The organism is Herbidospora cretacea (assembly GCF_001570605.1).
GTDB lineage: Bacteria > Actinomycetota > Actinomycetes > Streptosporangiales > Streptosporangiaceae > Herbidospora > Herbidospora cretacea.
Map to the genome: position 1 here is coordinate 97,311 of NZ_BBXG01000009.1, position 17,912 is coordinate 115,222.

A 17,912-nucleotide genomic window follows, 5' to 3' on the forward strand; every position below is an offset into this window, starting at 1 on the left:
CGTCGCCCCATGGCCGTCAAGGTAAGCCGCCGGCCGGTTCCCCCGCCGGCCCCCGCTCCGCGCAAGCCGTATCTCATCGTGGTCCTGCTCATCGTCGTGCTGGCCGCGGGTGTGGGCATCGGTTATCTGGTCGGGACCCCCGACGAGGTGGAGAAGATGCAGATCTCCGACCTCAAGCGGGACGCCGAGCAGATCAAGACGCTGACCGACCAGGCCCGCCAGACGGTCGAGGAACTGGACAAGATCCTCCCCGCCATGGCCGAGGCCGGCCCGCCCGACGTCGCGGTGTGGCAGGAGACCATTCGCAAAGCGGTCGAACGCCACGCCGACGCGCCCAGCGGGATGACCGAGACCAACGTCGCCCGAGGCGGCTTCCGCAGTGCGGTGAACGCCCTGTCGATCTCCGTCGACCTGCTCGCCGCCGCCCAGAAGCTCCCCGAGGCCGACCGCGCCGCCTACGTGGAACTGGCCACCCGCCAGCGCACCCTCGGCATCACGATCTGGTCGGTCGCCGCGACCCAGCTCGACCAGCTCAACGTCGAGGCGGGATACGGCCACCAGCACGCCTACCTGTCGGGCGCTCCCGGCGAGGGCGGCATGCACGCGGACGAGGTGCCGGAAGGCTCGGAGTGACGTTGGTCCTCCCTCTGGCTCCGGCGGGTGCGGTCACGCCCACCCGCCGGTCCAGAACGTTTCACCGGCCCGCGATGCGATGAATCGTGCTATTCGGGGCTGCACCACTCCGCGACCGCGGCGACGAAACCCTCCGCCGTCGGGGCCGCCACCGAGAGCTGCTCGGCGGCGAAGGCAGAGAACTGCATGGGGTCCTCAGGTGAGGAGAGGATCTTCTCGCAGACCTGGGAGCCGACCGTGAGGGCCTGCTCCTGGTTGGTCGCGAGGGCGGGGTCTAGGGAGGCCAGTGCGGTGAAGAAGGTCTTCTTCTGGGCTTCCGAGGGTTCGGGTGCGGCGGCGATCGTGATCTCCGTCGGGCTGGCCTGGACTGCTGCCGGGGGTGCCTCTGACGTCGCCGGGGTCGCCGTCTCCGCGTCTCCCGCGCATCCTGCGACGGCGATGACGGCGACAGCGAGGGTGGTAGCGAGTCGAATCATGAAAAATCACCCTAGCGCCCACCCTTCCCGTAGGAAGGGCGGGCGTGGATTGCCGTGCTATGGACAGCCCGCTCCCGCATGCCGTGGAATGTCGGCGAGTGCGGTTCGCAGGTGAGAAGCCATACGTTAACCGTCCCACCCGGACGGATCGGGAAGGATGTCTTACCGGTCCATAACGATCAGCCATCGGGCCCGTCACAACCAGCCGGTAGCAGTCCCGCTCAGGGTCAACTCATGTCGGCACCCCAGGTCAACGGTGGCAGTCGCGACAGGGAGAATCTAACGATGCAACAGTGGCACCGCTCGACCGCATTGCCGCAGGTGTGGCCGACTGACCGGTACGAAGTGAAGAGCACCAGACCAGCGCCCGATTTCACCTCTGTCGACCGATATCACTTCGCCGAGCTGGCGTTGGAGTCGGCCGAGAACCTGGTGTCGTCGGGATGGGTGACCAATGTGACCGTCGTCCGGATCGACGACGGAACCGTCCTTTTCGACAGCAAGGCGGTGGTCCCGCTGGAGTCCTGGTAGCCGATTATTGACCTCATGGCAGCCAAGGACGGGGACGGCTGGGCCGACTGCGAACGCGGTCACCGGCACTGGGGCGTCTACGGAGCGTCCGGCCTGCTCGCCGTGCACCACACGGAGCGGGGGCCCTTCGTCCTGATGCAGAAAAGAGCCTTGTGGAGCCACCACGGCGGAACGTGGGGGCTCCCCGGAGGCGCGACCGACAGTCACGAGGACGCGATCACCGGCGCGTTGCGTGAGGCACATGAAGAGACAGCCCTTCCTCGGGAGGCCCTGCAGGTGCGGGGCGTGTACCAAGACGACCACGGCGGCTGGACGTACCACACCGTCATCGCCACGGCTGTGGAGCAACTCCCCGTGCGCCTCGACATGGAGAGCACCGCTCTCAAATGGGTCTCCCTGGCTCAACTGCCCCACCGGCGTTTGCACCCCGGATTCGCGGAGACGTGGCCAGTGGTGAGCGAGATGCTGAAACCGCTGGTCGTGGTGGTCGACGCGGCCAACGTGATCGGCGCGCGGGCCGAACACGGATGGTGGCGCGACCGGGCCGGGGCCACGTCGCGGCTGCTGACCGACCTCGTCGACCTGGCCGTGTCCGGGGTGGTCGCTCCCCTTGAGGGGCTGCCGCTGCTGACCCGGCGTTTTCCACAGATGGTCGTGGTGGTGGAGGGCGCGGCGCGCGGCGCGCGGATTCCCGAGGGCCTGATCGACGTACGGGCCGCGGAGGGCAGCGGGGACGACGCGATCGTGGCGGTCGTCCGCGAGGCCCGGGTGTGGGAGACGGTGCTGGTGGTGACGGCCGACCGAGGGCTGCGCGACCGCGTCCAGGCCGAGGGCGCCCTGGTGACCGGGCCGAAGTGGCTGCTGCGGCAGCTTCCCTGACGGTTTTCCACAGGTGGGCGTTGCCGCCCCGGGAAGTCGCAGGTGATCTGGAAGCATCGGGCCCGTGGTCGAGCGTCTTGAGGTTCCCCCTGCCGAGGTCCCGCCCGCTGACGAGGGGCGACCCTCGTTCGGGCCGGGGGTGTTCATCGCCGTGCTCGGGCTGCTGCTGCTCGGGCAGTTCGTCTACGCGCCCTATCTGACCTCGCCGGCGCTGCAGACCTGGTCGACGGTGTTCGTGGCCATCTGCGTCCAGGCGCTGCCGTTCCTGGTGTTCGGGGTGCTGCTCTCGGCGGCGATCACGGCTTTCATCCCGGCCTCCTTCTGGACGCGGGCGCTGCCCGCACGGGGCGCTCTGGCCGTGCCGGTGGCAGGGGTGGCGGGGGCCGTGCTGCCCGGGTGTGAGTGCGCGTCGGTGCCGGTCGCGGCGGGGCTGATCTCGCGCGGCGTGACCCCGGCGGCGGCGCTGGCCTTCCTGCTGTCCTCACCGGCGATCAATCCGGTGGTCGTCGTGGCGACCGTGGTCGCGTTCCCCGGGCAGCCGATGATGGCGGTGGCCAGGTTCACGGCGTCGCTGGTGGTGGCCGTGCTGGTCGGGTGGGTCTGGCTGCGGTTCGGCAAGGGGGAGTGGCTGCGGGCGCGGCGGGTCCACGACCACGCGGGGTTCGGCGAGGCGATGCGCCACGACCTGCTGCACGCCGGAGGCTTCCTGGTCGTCGGCGCGATGGCGGCGGCGACGATGAACGTGATCGTGCCGCGTGAGTGGCTCGACGCGCTGGCCGGAAACCTCTGGGTGTCGGTGCTCGCGCTGGCGCTGCTGGCGGTGATCCTGTCGATCTGCTCGGAGGCCGACGCGTTCGTGGCGGCCTCGCTGACCGCCTTCTCGCCGACCGCGCGGCTGGCGTTCCTGGTCGTCGGGCCGATGGTCGACCTGAAGCTGATCGCGCTGCAGGCCGGGACGTTCGGCCGCCGGTTCGCCGTCCGGTTCGTGCCGCTCACGTTCTCGCTGGCCGTGCTGGTCAGCGTCGTCACCGGGACGGTGCTGCTGTGAACCGGCTGACCCAGAACCTGCTGCTCGTCCTGCTCGGCGGGGCGGTGCTGAGGATCACCACGGTGTCGACCGAATACCTCAACTACGTGAAGCCGGGCTTCCGCTACCTCCTGATCGCCGCCGGGGCGGTCGTGCTGGTCCTCGGCCTGGCCGGGCTCTTCAAGAAAGAAGACGGCCATCGCGGACCCGGGGTGGCCTGGCTGCTCACGCTGCCGGTCTTCGCGATCTTCCTGATCGCTCCGCCGCCGCTGGGGAGTTACGCCGCCCGGTCGGAAGACGTCCCGGCGCGGCCGGTGTCGACGGCGCTGACGGCCTACCCGCCGCTGACCCAGCCGGTCACCCCGATGACCATGGAGGAGTTCCTCGGGCGGGCCTGGGGCGACCCGACGAAGTCGCTGGCGGGAAAGCAGGTGAGGCTGACCGGGTTCGTGGTGCCGTCCGCGAAGAAGGGGCGGTGGTATGTCGCGCGCATGCAGATCGCCTGCTGCGCGGCCGACGCCGTGGCGCTGAAGGTGGCGGTGCTCGGGGCCCCGGCACCGGTGGAGAACCAGTGGATCGAGGTCACCGGCACCTGGGTGCCGCCGAAGGCCGGCGGGCCCGAACCGGGCACGACCGCCCCGGAACTGGAGACGACCGGCGTGACGGAGATCCCGCAGCCGGTCGAACCCTATGAGTGAAAGACGAGCGGGGCGGACGCCGGGCAGGGGAATCCCGGCGTCCGCCCCGTTCGAGGGTGGGTCAGCGTTTGCCGCACGCGACCCAGTGGGAGATGAGCTTCCTGAGCCCGCCGCTCTTCTTGGCGGCGGCCAGACCGACCGCGACCGGCAGCAGCAGGGCGCCGGCGGCCAGCGGCTCGGGGGCGCCGGCCGGCATGCCGTCGACGTCGTGGGCGCCGACCTTCTGCGCGGTCATCGACTGCGTGGTCTCGGCGGCGGGCTGCCTGACGGTCACCGTCTCGGGGGCGCCGGTCAGCATGCCGTTCACGTCGGCCGACTTGGCCTGCTTGGCGGTGGCCGACAGCGCCGTCTCGGCGGCGGTCTTCCTGGCGGCGGCCAGCTGGATCGTCTTCTCCTTGGCCTGGTCCTTCTCCCGGATCTTCTCCGGGTAGCCATAGCCGACGATCGTGCTGTCGGTGCGGATCTTGGAGACGACCATGTTGCTGATGTTGCCCTCGATCGTCTGGATGGTGTGGTCGTTGATGACCTTCTTCACCAGTCCGACGTGGTCGATGGCGCTGATGTTCTTGGAGTGTCCCCAGTCGAAGAAGACGACCGCTCCGGGGACGGGCTTGGTGCCCCAGGCGCCCTGGTCCTTGAACCACTGGGCGTGCTCGGGGGTGTAGCTGAACTGGCCGACATCCTGTGCCTGGCCGGTCTGGTGCGCGGCCCAAGACACGAACATGTCGCACCAGGCGGCGTCCTTGTAGCCCGGCTTCTTGACGATGTTCTGGCCGAACCACTCTCCGAACTTGGATGAACCGTTGACCTCGGCGTAACCCATCTGGGAACCGGCCATGTTGATCAGCGCGTCAGCGTAGTTCGTCATGAGAATCCTGAGCGTTTCCGACCCGGTGAATCGACCGCGGCCGCAGGGCGGTAGATCGGATTCGCTCTCTGTAGACAGTGGGGCAGTTCTCGCTTTACCGGCATGGGCACCGGAGAGGGGCGATCATTGCGGCAACTTTGGTCACGGATTACCGCGACAGGTCCCAATCTATCCACGCCAAAGCCGAGGTCAAACGGTTCGTGCCGTTCTTTACTCTTTACCTGGTTTATTGCTTTCGATGAGGCGCTTTTACTTTTGGCGTATTCCCCGGAGAACACGGGGGTCGCGCGCCCTGGAGGGTGTCGGAGGGGCCTGGTAGCGTCTGCGGATGCTTTACCCAAGGAAGCCCAAGCAGGGTGATCGAATTGCCGTCGTGTCACCTTCGGGAGGTTTACCCGAGGTGTTCCCGATCCCCTTCGATCATGGTCTGAGCCGCCTCAGAGACGTGTTCGGCCTGGTCCCGGTCGAGTTGCCGACCACCCGGAGGATGGACGCGACGCCACAGGAGAGGGCCGCCGACATCACCGCGGCGTTCGCCGACCCGTCGATCAAGGCGGTCGTCGCGGCCATCGGGGGCGACGACCAGATCACCGTCGTCCCTCATCTCGACGACGAGGTGATCAGAGCCAATCCCAAGCCGTTCTTCGGCTACAGCGACAACACCAACCTGCTCGCCCACCTGTGGCGGCTGGGTGTCGTGAGCTATCACGGGGGTTCGGTGATGGTGCAATTCGGCCGCGGCGGCGCCATGCATCCGATCACCGAGGCGTCTTTGCGTGCCGCATTCTTTACCTCCGGTCCTTACGAACTCGGCGAGTCCCCGGAATACGGAGACGTCGAGCAGGACTGGGAGGATCCGTTATTCGTCAATGGCGAACCGGAGATGCGGGAATGCGCCGGGTGGATATGGCACAACGCCGATCGCGTGGTCGAGGGCGCCACGTGGGGCGGCAATCTGGAGATCCTCAGCTGGTTGCTCGCGGCCGACCGGGACATCGCCGCGCCGGAGGCGTACACGGGGATGATCCTCTTCATCGAGACCAGCGAGGAGATGCCCTCGGCCGAGGAGGTGTTCCGGATGCTGCGCAACCTCGGGGAGCGCGGGATCCTCGGGCGGTTCGCGGGAGTGGTGTGCGGGCGGGCCAAGGCGTGGTCCTTCCAGCACCGCAACGGGCCCGAGGAGAAGGCGCTCTACGCGCGGGAGCAGCGGGAGGCGATCCTCAGGGCGCTGGCCGCCTACGCGCCGGAGGCACTGGTGGTCTTCGACGTCGACCTCGGGCACACCGATCCGCAGGTGGTCATCCCCTATGGCGGGCAGATGCGGATCGACGGGCCGGCCCGGAGGATCACCGTCGTCTACTGAGGGCGGCACGCTTCAGGCAGACCCGTACACAGACATAGCTCGTTCTCGATATAGGGTCGGGGTGGAGGTACCCATGACTTCGCCGCCACCGAAGATCCGGATGACCACACCCACCCGGCTCGTGCTTGACCTGCTCTTGGCGACCGACCCCGACGATCCGCCGTGGGGCTATCGCATCACCGAGGAGACCGGCCTCGGGCCCGGTACGGTCTATCCGATCCTGGAACGGCTCGAACAGGCCGGATGGATCACCGGGGCGTGGGAGGACGGCATACCGGAAGGCCGTCCCCGGCGTCGCTTCTACAGCCTTTCCGGCACCGGCCGAGTGGAATACGCGGCCGCGCGAGCGAGTCGCCGGAAAGGCTGGGTGCCGACGCTCGGCCACATCACGCGGAGGTCGAATTGACGCCGGCAGGACGACGCGGCTCGATCTCGACCACCAACTCGACCACCAAGTGGCGTGCTTCTCTGCGTCGCCGGACGGCGACGGCCAGCATGATCGCCTTCTCCGGAGGCGCTGTCGTGGTCTCCTTGAGGTCGGCCGACCCCGCCAGTGGCGCCTCCGGCATCTTTGACGATCCCTTCGTGACGGGCGCAGCCGTCTTCATCGGTCTGCTGGGCAGCTTCGTCATTGGGATCTTGAGCGGGATGAGGTCGAGAGGGCAGAAAACCTACGTCCACCACATCGCCATCTCCGCCCTCACCGGCCTCGCGGGCTTGATCAACGGTCGGGAACGGTCGTGGCGCGCGGATGAGTGGATGGCGGACCTGGAGCAGAGCGCGACCCCGATCCGGTACGCCGCCGGGGTGGTCGGTGCCGCTCTCCGGATGCGCCTGTCGGACCTGGCGCAGCTCGGGGTTCGCCCCATGTGCTGGGTGTTGGCCTCCGACCTGCGTACGTGGGGGATGCTCGGGCCGGTCATGGCCATCGCGATCGCCAACGTGCATGCGGAGCAGGGCTGGGGGTCGGCGTTCTTCACCCTGCCGGGCGTGGTGGCCTTCTACGCCGGCGTCGAGTGGCTGAGGCACCGATGGGGCATCGAGGTCAAGCGCGGGCGTCGCCCGGAGGGTGAGTAGGCACCTCACCCGAGGCGGAAATGAGCGTTTCCCCAGCTCTTACCGCCCTGACTTCGAGAAGTGCTGGTAGTCCTTCGTGCCGGTCCAGTTGCCGCCCCAGCCCCATCCGATGCTCGCGAAGGCCTTCACCACCCGGTCGCCCGCGTTGATCACGCCGGGCTTCTTCAGCGGCCGCTCCACGTAGTTGTCGGCGTTGGAGTGCGCGTGCGCGCCGTCGGCCTCCACGTAGGGGTTCTCCAGCGGGTTCAGGTCGACCGCGAACCCGTAGGCGTGCTGCGACCAGTTCGTCGAACCGGTCGCGGCGCGGCAGTTGAAGGCGGAGGTGTTGTCGGCGTCGATCGAGGCGTAGTCGTCGGCCTTGTACTTGTCGACCGGTTCCATGCGCTTGATCGGATATCTGAAGTCGTACAGCTTCTTGAAGACCGAGGCGACCGGCTCGGCCACCGAGGCGTTGACGACGAGTTCCCCGGTGTGGGGCCGGTCGTCGAATCCCCAGTAGGTCATCGTGATCATCCGCAGGTCTTCGTAGCTGACCGGGCAGCCGGGGCGCCAGGAGTACTTGACCTGGTCCCGGGTCACTTTGCTGATCTTGTACGTGAACTCCGGCGGCGCCGTCGGAGTCGGCGACGCGCTCGCCGTGGGACTGGCCACGGAGGTCGCCGACGTCGTGACGATTGGGGCGGACGAGACGGCGCCGGTGTTGGTCTCGGCGCCGCACGCGACGGCGCCCAGGCTCACCGTCAGCCCTACTGCCAGCGCTGACCTGCGGATTGACATGCTTCGAGCGTACCCAGGCGAGTGTCGGACTTTCCGGCACACGTCAGGGTTTTACGGAGAAACACTCGCGCGCATGTTCGATCCCGCGCTACAGTCGAACACGTCGGATCGAACAGATGTTCCCTGAGAAAGCCCTGGTAGGTGGTGTGCGATGGCGGTCGGCCTGATGGCGCGGACGCGTGCCGCGACACGCAGTAGGTCTTTCTACGGAAATCTACGACGGCCGCTATATCCGGTCATAAAGTCCGACACCGTGGATCCTGTACGCAACCCCTACGCCCCCGGTGCCGGGCAGCGTCCCCCCGAGCTGGCCGGGCGCGATCGTGAGCTGCAGCAGTTCGAGGTCGTGCTGGAGCGGGTGGCCCGTGGGCGGCCCGAGCGGAGCATGGTGATCACCGGGCTGCGCGGCGTCGGCAAGACCGTGCTGCTCAACACGTTCAAGTCGATGGCGATCCAGCGGCTGTGGGGAACGGGCAAGATCGAGGCCCGGCCCGACCAGTCGATCCGGCGGCCCGTCGCGGCGGCGCTCCACATGGCCGTGCGCGAGCTGGCGCCCCGCCATCGGGCTCCCGAGCGGATCGACGAGTTCCTGGGCGTGCTCAAGGCCTTCGCGATGCGCGATCCGTCGGCCGCCAAGGGCACGACCCACTGGTCTCCGGGCATCGACGTGCCGGCGGCGAGGGGGCGGGCCGACTCCGGCGACCTGGAGATCGACCTGACCGAGCTGCTCAGCGACGCCGCCGGGGTGGCGACCGATCTCGGGGTCGGGATCGCGCTGTTCATCGACGAGATGCAGGACGTGCCGGCCGCCGACATCTCGGCGCTCTGCGCCGCCTGTCACGAGCTGTCGCAGATCGGCGGGCCGCTGATCGTGGTGGGTGCGGGGCTGCCGCATCTGCCGTCGGTGCTGTCGGCGTCCAAGAGCTATTCGGAACGGCTTTTCCGATACGCCAGGATCGACCGTCTCGACCGCGACGCCGCCGACCTGGCGCTGATCGTCCCGGCCGAGGAAGAAGGCGTGGAGTTCACCAGCGACGCCCTCGACGCCCTCTACGAGGCGGCCGACGGCTACCCCTACTTCGTCCAGGCCTACGGCAAGGTCGCCTGGGACCTGGCCCCGCGCAGCCCGATCACCGCCGAGGACATCAAGGTGTCGGCGCCGGAGGCCGAGGAGGAGCTCGCCGTCGGGTTCTTCGGGAGCCGCTACGAACGGGCGACCCCGGCCGAGCGCGACTACATGCACGCCATGGCGCAGCTCGGCGACGACCCCGTGGCCACCGCCGAGGTCGCCGAGGCGCTGGGGCGAAAACCGTCCAGCCTGTCCCCGGCGCGCGACAGCCTCATCAAGAAAGGCCTGATCTACAGCGCCGAACGCGGCCTGATCGCGTTCACCGTCCCCCACTTCGGCCGGTTCCTGCGAGCGCAGCCCGTCTGATCCCCTTGACCTCTCTACGGCTTTCTAGAGGGGAAGCTAGAGAGCCGTAGAGAGCTATACCCACCTGTCTCTAAGCGTGTCTAGAGTGAGGCCGAGACAGGGATAGATTCCTGGATGGGCGTGTGCCCGCCGACGACCGCGACGCGGACCGGCGGGCGCCGCCCGCTCAGGTAGACCGCGAAGACCACCTCGGCCCCGTTGAGCGCCTCGAAGACGAAGAAACGCCAGCAGAGTTCGCGCCAGGAGTCGCTCGGCATCTCGCTGCCGAGCAGGTGGGCGTGGTTGCGCCAGGCGGTGCTCGCCCGGAGCCGGGCCGCCGCCCGCTCGGGCGGGAACGGGCGCAGCTCGCAGGGCGCCCGGTATTTCAGCCGCGCGTACGTCTCCTCGATCTCCGGCGACAGCGCCAGCAGGACCGCCACGAACCCGCCCAGCCAGGCCATGACCGGCCAGGTCACCACCGGCCAGCCGGCCGCGCCGTCGAGCGCGACGATCACGGCCATGGCGGTGAGGACGACCGTGCGGCTGATCGACCGCAGGCCCACCGGCGTCGCGCTCACGTCCCCGAAACAGCCACACCCGGCGTCGGGACGGCGACGCCGCAGGTCCCACAGGACATAGGTGGCGACCGTGAAGAACGCCACGGTCATCCACCGCGGCGCCGGGTGGTCGACCAGAAGCAGGCCCACGGCCAGGCCGAACTCGCCGATCGCGCAGCCGATGAGGGCGTTCTTGCGCCAGGACACCGGGGCCAGGACGGCCGGGCCGAGCCTTCCGAGAGCGCCCGGCTCCGCCTCGCGCCCGGCAGTGACGAGCTTGGCCACGCCGCCGAGCACCAGCATGACCAGCAGAATGGGTTGCGCCGCCGCCGCTACCATCCCGTTCACCCCAATCCCACGCGGACGTTGAAGCAGCCGTTGGTCAGGTCGCCGCCGAGTTCGACGAAGGACATGGCCGACAGTTCCACCACTCGCCCCCGGGGCGAGGTGCCGCACTCCACGCATCGGTCGCAGAACTTGCCCGCCATGCAGCCGCAGGCCACCACGGGAAGCACGGTCGCGCGACCGGCGCAGACGTTCCGTACGTGAACGCTCGAACCGAGCGCGAGATAAGGGAGGGCGGCGCACGAGACGCCCGCCTCGCCGCAGCCGGTGTCCGACTGCTCCAGCATCGGGTAGGCCACACCCGGTTCGATGTGGTCCGACCAGACCGCCGTACCGGAGATCTTCGCCTGTACGCCGCCGAAAGCCGCCGGAGGCTCCGGAACATGGGCCGCGTGGTAGGCGGGCTGCGAGGTGGCCGGGATCTGCGCCAGCACGCTGGTGCCCTCGACCGTGCCGATCGCGTCGAACAGGTAGCCGGGTTCGAGCCGGGGGTAACGCACCCGGACCCGGCCCGACGAGCGGTAGGGGATGACGATCGACCGGCGTCCGCGATGGGGCCCGCAGTCGAGCACCATGGAGATGTCGTCACGGCCGGAGACGGACAGGATGATCCCCGTCATCCTGGTCACATCAGCCCAGATGCGGTCGACGACCTTGCCCTGCCGCAGCGCCCGGATGATCACCCGGGCGCCCACCGGCAGGTCGGCCGGGGCCACGAACGCCCCCCGCCAGGCCTTCGCCCAGTGGGCGATGACCAGGCGCTCCTCGTGGCCCTCGTCGTTCTCGATGATGATCAGGTGGGGACTCACGTCGATGATCGTGCCGCTGACCGCGTCGAGCAGCACCCCGTTCTCGGCGCTCGTGCGCTGCGGCTCGATCTCACGGCCGAGCACGGCCGATGCCAAGGCTCTCCGGCGTTTCGCTGGTATCCCCACGCTCTGTAGCCTCACATGTCGTCTGCCCTAATAGAGGCATAATTCAGGCGTTGGGCCCGGAGCGGGATCAGAATCCTCGTACTGGATGGAATCCCATGTCCCCCGTGTCGGGGCATATCACCACCTCTACGGCTTGTCCCTTTTATGTGACAGGTTCGATTTCCTCCGCACCGGCGGTGGCGCAGGGCCGCACGACGTCCCGGATGAGACGCAGGCTGCTCAGGAAATGATCGAGCTCGGCCGGGGGCAGCAGGCCGGTGAACCAGTGTTCGATGTCCTCCAGGTGCCGGGGCAGCACCTGCATGAGCCGGGCGCGGCCGGCCTCGGTGATGCGGGGGTAGAAGGCGCGGCGGTCGGTCGCGCAGGCCTCACGGGTGACGAGGCCCTCGCGCTCCAGCCGGTCGATGGCGCGGGTGATGCCGCTGGTGGATAGGTTGGTCTGGGCGGCGAGGTCGCTCATGCGCAGCCCCTCACCAGGGGATCGGGCCAGTCGGATCAGCGTCTCGAAGTCGACGTCGGAAAGGCCGGCCTCCGCGAAGGCCCGCCGGTTTTTGTCGGCGATGCCCGTGTAGACCTCGGCGAACAGCCCCATCGCGGTCAGCCGAGGGTCGTCGAATGGATCCATGAGTCCACTCTACGCCACGATGGTTGACGGAAGGAATATCTCTCGTGTAGACATTTGTTGGAGCAAACATCCGCAGGACAACTACCGCCTCTCCTGGAGTTATGGATCATGAGCACTCGCGAGTGGAACGGCCAGACCATCCCCGTAGCCGGCACCTTCACCCTTGACGTCGCGCACACCCGCGTCGGGTTCGTCGCCAAGCACATGATGGTCAGCAAGGTCCGGGGCAACTTCGAGAAGTTCGAGGGCACCATCACCGTCGCCGAGGACCCGCTCCAGTCCAGCGCGGACGTGACCCTCGACGCCGCCTCGATCACCACCCACGTGGGCGACCGCGACGCCCACCTCCGCAGCGACGACTTCCTCGCCGCCGACAAGTTCCCCCAGATCACCTTCAAGAGCCTCCGCGTCGAGGACGTCAAGGGCGACGAGTTCACCCTCGTCGGCGAGCTGACGATCCGCGACGTCACCAAGGAGGTCCCCCTCCGGGTCGAGTTCGGCGGCGCCGCGACCAACCCGTGGGGCCAGGAGATCTTCGGCTACTCGGCCGAGACCGAAATCGACCGCGAGGCCTTCGGCCTGACCTGGAACCAGGCGCTCGAGACCGGTGGCGTGCTGGTCAGCAAGAAGATCAAGATCGAGATCGAGGGCGAAGCCGTCCGGCAGGCCTGACCCCTTCCGGCAGTGCGCACAGACCTTATCCACAGCCTGTGGATAAGGTCTGTGCGACGCGCACGGCATCCACTTTGCCGCGTCGGCGGATCGCCGGTACTCTGTCGGGAGCCGATATGGCTACTGGAGGTTTCGCCTAGTCCGGTCTATGGCGCCGCACTGCTAATGCGGTTTGGGTCTCAAGCCCATCCGGGGTTCAAATCCCCGAACCTCCGCAGTTCAGAGGCCCTCTCCCGAATACGGGAAGAGGGCCTTTTCTGTGCTTCTGAAGTTTGTCGGTCCTCCTGTTTATCGTCGGTCCTCCCATGGGCTTGCACTCGTCGGGAGGACGACCGGTGGCAGAGTTGCTGCGGAGGATGGACTTTGAGGACGACATCGAATACGGACAGTTCTCCCTAGGAGACTGCGGGCCCCACCTGGACGCGTCCGTGATCTCCCATCCCCATCTGAAGGTGTGGAACGAGCTGGACATCGAATGCGACGTCACTCGCGGCAGAGCTGACGTACGCACGGAGATATGGGACGCCGAACCGTCACCGCCTGCCTCTTCATGGGTGTTGAGCGGGGAGATCGCCTACCTGAGCGGTTCGGGCATCCTGACCGTGGGAAGCGAAGCCTGGCCCGACCAACTCCTGCTGGGCCCTTCGTACTTCCTCTACGGCCTTCGCGCCTACCGGGTCCCGGCCGCTTGGGGCAAGGACCACGAGTTCTACGCGGATCCGTCGACCGAACATGTGCTGCTGCGGTTCTGGCCGATCAGAGACGTCTTCGACCCTGTCCTGCATGCCCGGCCGGCGGGGACCACGAGGGCGCCCCGGCCGTCTGTATACGTTCCCGCCACGGACTGGCCGGCCCTGCGGCCTCAGCCCGATCTGCCGGAGCCCGACACCGCCGATGATTCTGACGGCGAGGACTGGGAGGCCGCCCTGCTCAGTAGGGCTCGTGCTCGGATCGCCAGGCAGCTCAATCCCGACGCCGCGCGCACCTTCACCGTCTTTCGGCACCACGTGGGTGAAAGCCCCTTGACGGTCGCCACCGGCTCGACGTGCCGGGTCCGGCTCTGGCGGCCGTATGGGGAGGACGAACCCGGTCTGCCCGGCGTCGACCGTCGGGCCGAGAGCGAGGCAGGCTCCCCCGGTGAGGTGCTGGTCTCCGCCATTGTGACCGTGCTCGATGACGATGGTGACTCGCTGACGGTGCGTGACGCGAGTGAGGCCGAGGCGGCGCGTGTGCTTGCCGTGGAGCGGACCTGGCGGTGACGGCCTGAGGACGCGGGCCGACTCCGTGGATGTCGTGGCGGGCGTCCGGGCGCTCGTGGGTCAGCGCGAGATCGGCGAGCAGAGATGTCGCGTCATGGCTGATCCGCGTCCCGCCAGCTCCGGTACGTCGCGGCCTGGCCCACCAGCCGTCCGCCCTCGATCAGGTTCCACATCGTCACGTCCTCGATCCAGAACCGGCGCCCCGACTTGGCGATGCGCAGGCCCCGGTAGCCCGTGGCGAAGCCGTTCCGGTGCACCGCGTCGATGAGGAGCTGCCGGTCCTCCCGCCTGTCCGGCTCCGCCGAGAGCCGGGAGGGCATGCCGACGAGTTCGTCCCAGTCGTATTCGAAGCAGCGCTGGGCTGTGAGGTTCGCGTAGGTGAAGCGCGGGTCGTCCGTCGCGTCGTGGGCGAGCACGCAGAAGGGCGCGTCCTCGTGCAGCCATCTCGCCGTGACCTCCGGGCCTCCGAGTGGAGTGCCGACGAGGCGGAGGTGGTTGCTGGTCAGCAGGTCGAAGAACTCTGGTTTCACGCGGAAGGCCGTTCTCTGTCGCCGGTTGTCCGTCAGGAAGGGTAGGGCATCCGCTGGAGGTGACTTCTCCGACATTTGTTGGCGAAGTGGCGGTTTTGGGGCTAGCTTGGGGGCATGTCCTCTCGTCCCCGTACCGCCGACCCGCGTGCCGCTCGCACGCGGCTGAGGCTGGCGCAGGCGTTCACCGCCCTCACCGGCAGGGACTCCGTGCCGGTGTCGGTCAGCGCCATCGTCGCCGAGGCGGGGCTGAACCGGTCGTCGTTCTACGCCCACTTCGACACCACGAGTGAGCTGGCCCTTTACGTTCTGGAGCAGGCTCTCGTCGAGATCTCCCTCGACGACATCCGGGCCCGTGCCACCGGCGAGTTCTCCGGCCGGGAGGCCTCGCGCCTGGTGCTCGGGCGGATCGTCGACCAGGTCGACGCCCAGCGGCCCGACCTGGTCGCCGTGTTCACCTCGGCTGCCGGAGGTGACGCCCGGGTGCTGTTCGCCGAACGGGTGAGGGCCAACCTGACCGGCTATCTCGCCCGCACCGCCCCCGAGCGGGCCGAGGCCGAGCGGGAGATCACCGCGGTGATGCTCGGCTCGGGGGTGGCGGCCGTGGTGGTGGCCTGGATGCTGGGTGAGCTCGACTCCTCGCGCGACGAACTGCTCACCAGGCTCGTCGATCTCGTTCCTGACTGGGTGCACGGCTTAGGTCGTCCCGACTGAGCCCGAGAAGAACCGACTCACCCAAGGAAGAGACATCGATGGACCTCAATCTCCAAGGCCGCCGCGCCCTCGTCACCGGATCGACCGCCGGGCTCGGGGCGGCCATCGCCCGCCTCCTCGCCGAGGAGGGGGCCGACGTCATCGTGAACGGCCGGGACGCCGGGCGCGCGAAGGCGGTGGCGGACTCTATTCGTACAGACGGGGGAAGCGCCACCGTCGCGGTCGGTGACCTCGGCACCGACGAGGGGGCGGACGCGGTCGCCCGGGCGGCCGGGCCGGTCGACATCCTCGTCAACAACGCCGGTGTGTACGACCATCTCTCCTGGCCCGAGGCCACTCCTGACGTGTGGGCGGAGAACTACAACGTCAACGTCCTGTCCGCGGTGCGCATGATCCGGCGCCTGGTGCCGGGCATGCGGGAGCGGGGCTGGGGGCGGGTGGTGCAGATCGGCGGGGGGCTGGCCTCGCAGCCGATGGACACCCAGCCCCACTACAACGCGGGGCTCGCCGCGCGGCACAACCTCGCGGTGTCGCTGGCCCGGGAGCTGAAGGAGACCGGCGTGACCTCGAACGTCGTGTCTCCCGGCGCGATCCTGGTCGATTCGGTGCAGGATCTCGTCACCCGCGTCGCGCCCGCGCGCGGCTGGTCGGGCACCTGGGAGGAGATCGAGAGGGCCGCCTCGCGCGACTGGGTGCCCAACGACGTGGGCCGCTTCGGCCGGCCGGCGGAGATCGCGGGGGCGGTCGCCTATCTGTGCAGCGGATACGCCGACTACGTCAGCGGGGCCACCATCCGCGTCGACGGGGGCACCGTCCGGTCCGCCTTCTAGAAGGCGGGCAGCCTGAACCGGGCGTCGGGGCGCTCGCCGGTCAGCGCGAGATCGGCGAGCACCCGGCCCACCGCCGGGACGAACTTGAACCCGTGCCCCGAGAAACCCGCCGCCACCACGATCGGACCGACCCGGTCGAGCGCGAAATCCGAGGTTGGCGTGGTCGTGTAGGTGCAACTGATCGGGGTGTACGCATCGGGGTCGACCCCCGGCAGCCACTCGCGCGCGTAGTCGCGCAGGGTCTCCAACTGGCGCGGTTCGGGCCGGAAGTCGCGTTCGTCGGGGTCGACCACCGGGCCGATGCCGTGGAAGCCGATCTTGATCCCCTCGCCGGGGGTGGCCAGGCCGTACACGCCGAACTCGCCGTCACGATGGTGGGCGAAGCTGGGCCACGCGTCGTCGGCGCGCAGTGGGGTGAAATGGGCGGGCTGTTCCTGGGTGACCCGCAGCGGGGGCAGGGTCATCAGGCCGCCGAGCAGTTTCTCGGTCCACGCGCCGGCCGCGACCACGACGCGTCTGGCGTGGTAGACGTCGTCGCCGGTGTGGACGTCCACCGCATCGTCGCCTTTGACGGTGATCGAGACGACCGGCGTGCGGTGCCGGACCACGGCCCCCAGCGCGGCGGCGCGCTCCTGGAGCGCGGCGACGGCGTGGTCGGCGTGCAGCCGGCCGCTCGCCGGGTGGAAGAAGACCTTGCCCTCGTAGCGCAGACCGGGCCAGCGTTCGGCGGCCTCCTCGGCGGCCAGCCACTGGCCCGGCACCCCGGCCGCCTCGACGGCGTCGGCGAGGACGTCCAGGTCGGGGGTTCGGCCGTGGTTGACGCTGCCGGTGACGGTGAGCAGCGGAACGCCCGATTCGGCCTCCAGCTCCCGCCACAGTCCGTGGGCCTCCTGGGCGAGCCGGATGTAGACGGGCTCGCCGTAGGAGACCCGGAAGATCCGGGAGGCGCCGTGGGAGGCGCCGCGCACATGGCCAGGCTCGAACCGCTCCAGCAGCACCACGTCCGCGCCGCGCCCGGCCAGCCGCCACGCCGCGGCCGACCCCATGCCGCCGCCACCCACGACGACGACATCCACTTCATGGCCGGCCACGGCGACTCCCTTTATTGCCTACCTTAATTGTATGGATTATCGTACGTCCCGCTGCTCTTGGTCCGCATCATGTACTGGCCGTTGGACGCGAACCAACCACCCGTCACGTCGAAGCGCACGTTCCGGACAGTGCTGCCGAAATTGACGTCAGCGCTGTAGTTGTAGACGAACTGACAGCCGGGAGCGGAGCTCATCCCCGTGTAGACGGGCGACTGGGTCGTCGTCCCGTTGACGTTGATGAGGAAGGAGGGCTGCGGGTACGCGCCGCTCTGCCAGCACAGGCTGAGCGTGTAGCGGTAGTTCGTGTTGCCGTCGTCGAACGCGACCGTGCCCTGAAGCAGGGCCAGGTACTGACCGGTGCCGGTCGCGGTCAGCTGGACCCAGACCGGCTGGTCGGGGCCGTAGGTGGCGTGGGCGGGGGAGGCCGGCAGGACGATGAGCGCCAGCGCGGCGACGACGGCGGCGATCGATGACCGCCATTTCGAGTGCGTGATCAATTCACACCTCATCCGGGTCGGAATTGCCGAGGCCCGGAGGGTAGATTTCGGCCGCCACGCCGTCCAGGCAACCGGCTGTCCGACCGGGCAAAAGCCGTTCTCGCGCGTGTACGTTTC

At 68.6% G+C, this 17,912-nt stretch carries 23 protein-coding genes and 1 tRNA gene; 14 read left to right on the forward strand and 10 right to left on the reverse strand.

The genetic code is table 11. The features are described 5' to 3' along the window. Positions 1 to 9: 9 nt before the first annotated feature. A complete protein-coding gene (locus tag AW270_RS19520) occupies positions 10 to 633 on the forward strand; it encodes a hypothetical protein (RefSeq protein ID WP_061296360.1) in 624 nt (207 codons plus the stop codon). 89 nt (positions 634 to 722) lie between these two features. Here AW270_RS19520 and AW270_RS19525 read toward each other — a convergent pair whose 3' ends face one another. Then, positions 723 to 1,109: a hypothetical protein gene (locus AW270_RS19525; RefSeq protein WP_061296362.1), complete on the reverse strand. Its 387-nt coding sequence runs from the start codon at positions 1,107 to 1,109 to the stop codon at positions 723 to 725. A gap of 285 nt (positions 1,110 to 1,394) precedes the next feature. On the opposite strand from AW270_RS19525, the gene AW270_RS19530 reads away from it, so the two are divergent. From AW270_RS19530 to AW270_RS19545, 4 genes are all read left to right on the forward strand, one after another. Beyond that, a complete protein-coding gene (locus AW270_RS19530) occupies positions 1,395 to 1,640 on the forward strand; it encodes a hypothetical protein (protein ID WP_157522250.1) in 246 nt (81 codons plus the stop codon). Between the two features lie 15 nt (positions 1,641 to 1,655). Then, the gene (locus AW270_RS19535) at positions 1,656 to 2,519 is read left to right on the forward strand and encodes an NUDIX hydrolase (RefSeq protein ID WP_061296367.1); all 864 of its coding nucleotides are present in this window, start codon (positions 1,656 to 1,658) and stop codon (positions 2,517 to 2,519) included. A gap of 64 nt (positions 2,520 to 2,583) precedes the next feature. After that, positions 2,584 to 3,567 carry a permease gene (locus tag AW270_RS19540; protein ID WP_061296369.1) on the forward strand — a complete coding sequence of 328 codons (984 nt, stop codon included), beginning with the start codon at positions 2,584 to 2,586 and terminating at the stop codon, positions 3,565 to 3,567. Continuing rightward, positions 3,564 to 4,244 (forward strand): TIGR03943 family putative permease subunit, encoded by a 681-nt coding sequence (locus AW270_RS19545; protein ID WP_061296371.1) that lies wholly within the window; start codon positions 3,564 to 3,566, stop codon positions 4,242 to 4,244. The genes AW270_RS19540 and AW270_RS19545 overlap by 4 nt, the downstream gene beginning before the upstream one ends. 61 nt (positions 4,245 to 4,305) lie before the next feature. Here AW270_RS19545 and AW270_RS19550 read toward each other — a convergent pair whose 3' ends face one another. Next, a complete protein-coding gene (locus AW270_RS19550; protein ID WP_061296373.1) occupies positions 4,306 to 5,112 on the reverse strand; it encodes a CHAP domain-containing protein in 807 nt (268 codons plus the stop codon). Between the two features lie 328 nt (positions 5,113 to 5,440). Here AW270_RS19550 and AW270_RS19555 point away from each other — a divergent pair, with 328 nt between their 5' ends. Further along, on the forward strand, positions 5,441 to 6,475 hold the full coding sequence (locus tag AW270_RS19555; protein ID WP_061296375.1) for a S66 family peptidase: 1,035 nt from the start codon (positions 5,441 to 5,443) through the stop codon (positions 6,473 to 6,475). 73 nt (positions 6,476 to 6,548) lie between these two features. Then, on the forward strand, positions 6,549 to 6,881 hold the full coding sequence (locus tag AW270_RS19560; RefSeq protein WP_063819265.1) for a PadR family transcriptional regulator: 333 nt from the start codon (positions 6,549 to 6,551) through the stop codon (positions 6,879 to 6,881). Here the strand turns inward: AW270_RS19560 and AW270_RS38880 are convergent. Further along, the gene (locus AW270_RS38880; RefSeq protein ID WP_157522253.1) at positions 6,862 to 7,107 is read right to left on the reverse strand and encodes a hypothetical protein; all 246 of its coding nucleotides are present in this window, start codon (positions 7,105 to 7,107) and stop codon (positions 6,862 to 6,864) included. The genes AW270_RS19560 and AW270_RS38880 overlap by 20 nt on opposite strands. Positions 7,108 to 7,123: 16 nt before the next feature. Between AW270_RS38880 and AW270_RS19565 the strand changes: the two genes are divergently transcribed. Further along, the gene (locus tag AW270_RS19565; protein WP_157522256.1) at positions 7,124 to 7,552 is read left to right on the forward strand and encodes a hypothetical protein; all 429 of its coding nucleotides are present in this window, start codon (positions 7,124 to 7,126) and stop codon (positions 7,550 to 7,552) included. A 39-nt stretch (positions 7,553 to 7,591) separates the two neighbouring features. Here AW270_RS19565 and AW270_RS19570 read toward each other — a convergent pair whose 3' ends face one another. Next, positions 7,592 to 8,329, reverse strand: a complete 738-nt coding sequence (locus tag AW270_RS19570; RefSeq protein WP_061296379.1) for a M15 family metallopeptidase — start codon at positions 8,327 to 8,329, stop codon at positions 7,592 to 7,594. Between the two features lie 253 nt (positions 8,330 to 8,582). Between AW270_RS19570 and AW270_RS19575 the strand changes: the two genes are divergently transcribed. Beyond that, on the forward strand, positions 8,583 to 9,764 hold the full coding sequence (locus AW270_RS19575; RefSeq protein ID WP_061296380.1) for an ATP-binding protein: 1,182 nt from the start codon (positions 8,583 to 8,585) through the stop codon (positions 9,762 to 9,764). An 80-nt stretch (positions 9,765 to 9,844) separates the two neighbouring features. Here AW270_RS19575 and AW270_RS19580 read toward each other — a convergent pair whose 3' ends face one another. From AW270_RS19580 to AW270_RS19590, 3 genes are all read right to left on the reverse strand, one after another. Beyond that, positions 9,845 to 10,639, reverse strand: coding sequence for a MauE/DoxX family redox-associated membrane protein (locus AW270_RS19580; RefSeq protein ID WP_061296382.1), 795 nt, complete (start codon positions 10,637 to 10,639; stop codon positions 9,845 to 9,847). A gap of 5 nt (positions 10,640 to 10,644) precedes the next feature. Further along, entirely contained in the window at positions 10,645 to 11,550 is a 906-nt protein-coding gene (locus tag AW270_RS19585; protein ID WP_245674775.1) for a hypothetical protein, read from the reverse strand. A gap of 172 nt (positions 11,551 to 11,722) precedes the next feature. After that, positions 11,723 to 12,205, reverse strand: a complete 483-nt coding sequence (locus AW270_RS19590) for a MarR family winged helix-turn-helix transcriptional regulator (protein WP_061296386.1) — start codon at positions 12,203 to 12,205, stop codon at positions 11,723 to 11,725. 108 nt (positions 12,206 to 12,313) lie between these two features. On the opposite strand from AW270_RS19590, the gene AW270_RS19595 reads away from it, so the two are divergent. From AW270_RS19595 to AW270_RS19605, 3 genes are all read left to right on the forward strand, one after another. Beyond that, on the forward strand, positions 12,314 to 12,877 hold the full coding sequence (locus AW270_RS19595; protein WP_061296388.1) for a YceI family protein: 564 nt from the start codon (positions 12,314 to 12,316) through the stop codon (positions 12,875 to 12,877). Positions 12,878 to 13,002: 125 nt separating this feature from the next. Continuing rightward, positions 13,003 to 13,092 (forward strand) — tRNA-Ser (locus AW270_RS19600). 120 nt (positions 13,093 to 13,212) lie between these two features. Beyond that, positions 13,213 to 14,136, forward strand: coding sequence for a hypothetical protein (locus AW270_RS19605; protein WP_061296390.1), 924 nt, complete (start codon positions 13,213 to 13,215; stop codon positions 14,134 to 14,136). A gap of 92 nt (positions 14,137 to 14,228) precedes the next feature. On the opposite strand, the gene AW270_RS19610 is transcribed toward AW270_RS19605, so the two are convergent. Continuing rightward, complete coding sequence (locus AW270_RS19610) at positions 14,229 to 14,666, reverse strand: MEKHLA domain-containing protein (protein WP_061296392.1); 438 nt, start codon at positions 14,664 to 14,666, stop codon at positions 14,229 to 14,231. A gap of 114 nt (positions 14,667 to 14,780) precedes the next feature. Here AW270_RS19610 and AW270_RS19615 point away from each other — a divergent pair, with 114 nt between their 5' ends. Both AW270_RS19615 and AW270_RS19620 read left to right on the forward strand, forming a co-directional pair. Then, positions 14,781 to 15,377 (forward strand): TetR/AcrR family transcriptional regulator, encoded by a 597-nt coding sequence (locus tag AW270_RS19615; protein WP_061296394.1) that lies wholly within the window; start codon positions 14,781 to 14,783, stop codon positions 15,375 to 15,377. A gap of 38 nt (positions 15,378 to 15,415) precedes the next feature. Then, the gene (locus tag AW270_RS19620) at positions 15,416 to 16,207 is read left to right on the forward strand and encodes an SDR family NAD(P)-dependent oxidoreductase (protein ID WP_061296397.1); all 792 of its coding nucleotides are present in this window, start codon (positions 15,416 to 15,418) and stop codon (positions 16,205 to 16,207) included. Here AW270_RS19620 and solA read toward each other — a convergent pair. Both solA and AW270_RS19630 read right to left on the reverse strand, forming a co-directional pair. After that, positions 16,204 to 17,298 (reverse strand): N-methyl-L-tryptophan oxidase, encoded by a 1,095-nt coding sequence (gene solA, locus AW270_RS19625; protein WP_082801680.1) that lies wholly within the window; start codon positions 17,296 to 17,298, stop codon positions 16,204 to 16,206. The genes AW270_RS19620 and solA overlap by 4 nt on opposite strands. Before the next feature lie 23 nt (positions 17,299 to 17,321). Beyond that, positions 17,322 to 17,795, reverse strand: coding sequence for a hypothetical protein (locus AW270_RS19630; RefSeq protein WP_061296402.1), 474 nt, complete (start codon positions 17,793 to 17,795; stop codon positions 17,322 to 17,324). Between the last annotated feature and the right edge of the window lie 117 nt (positions 17,796 to 17,912).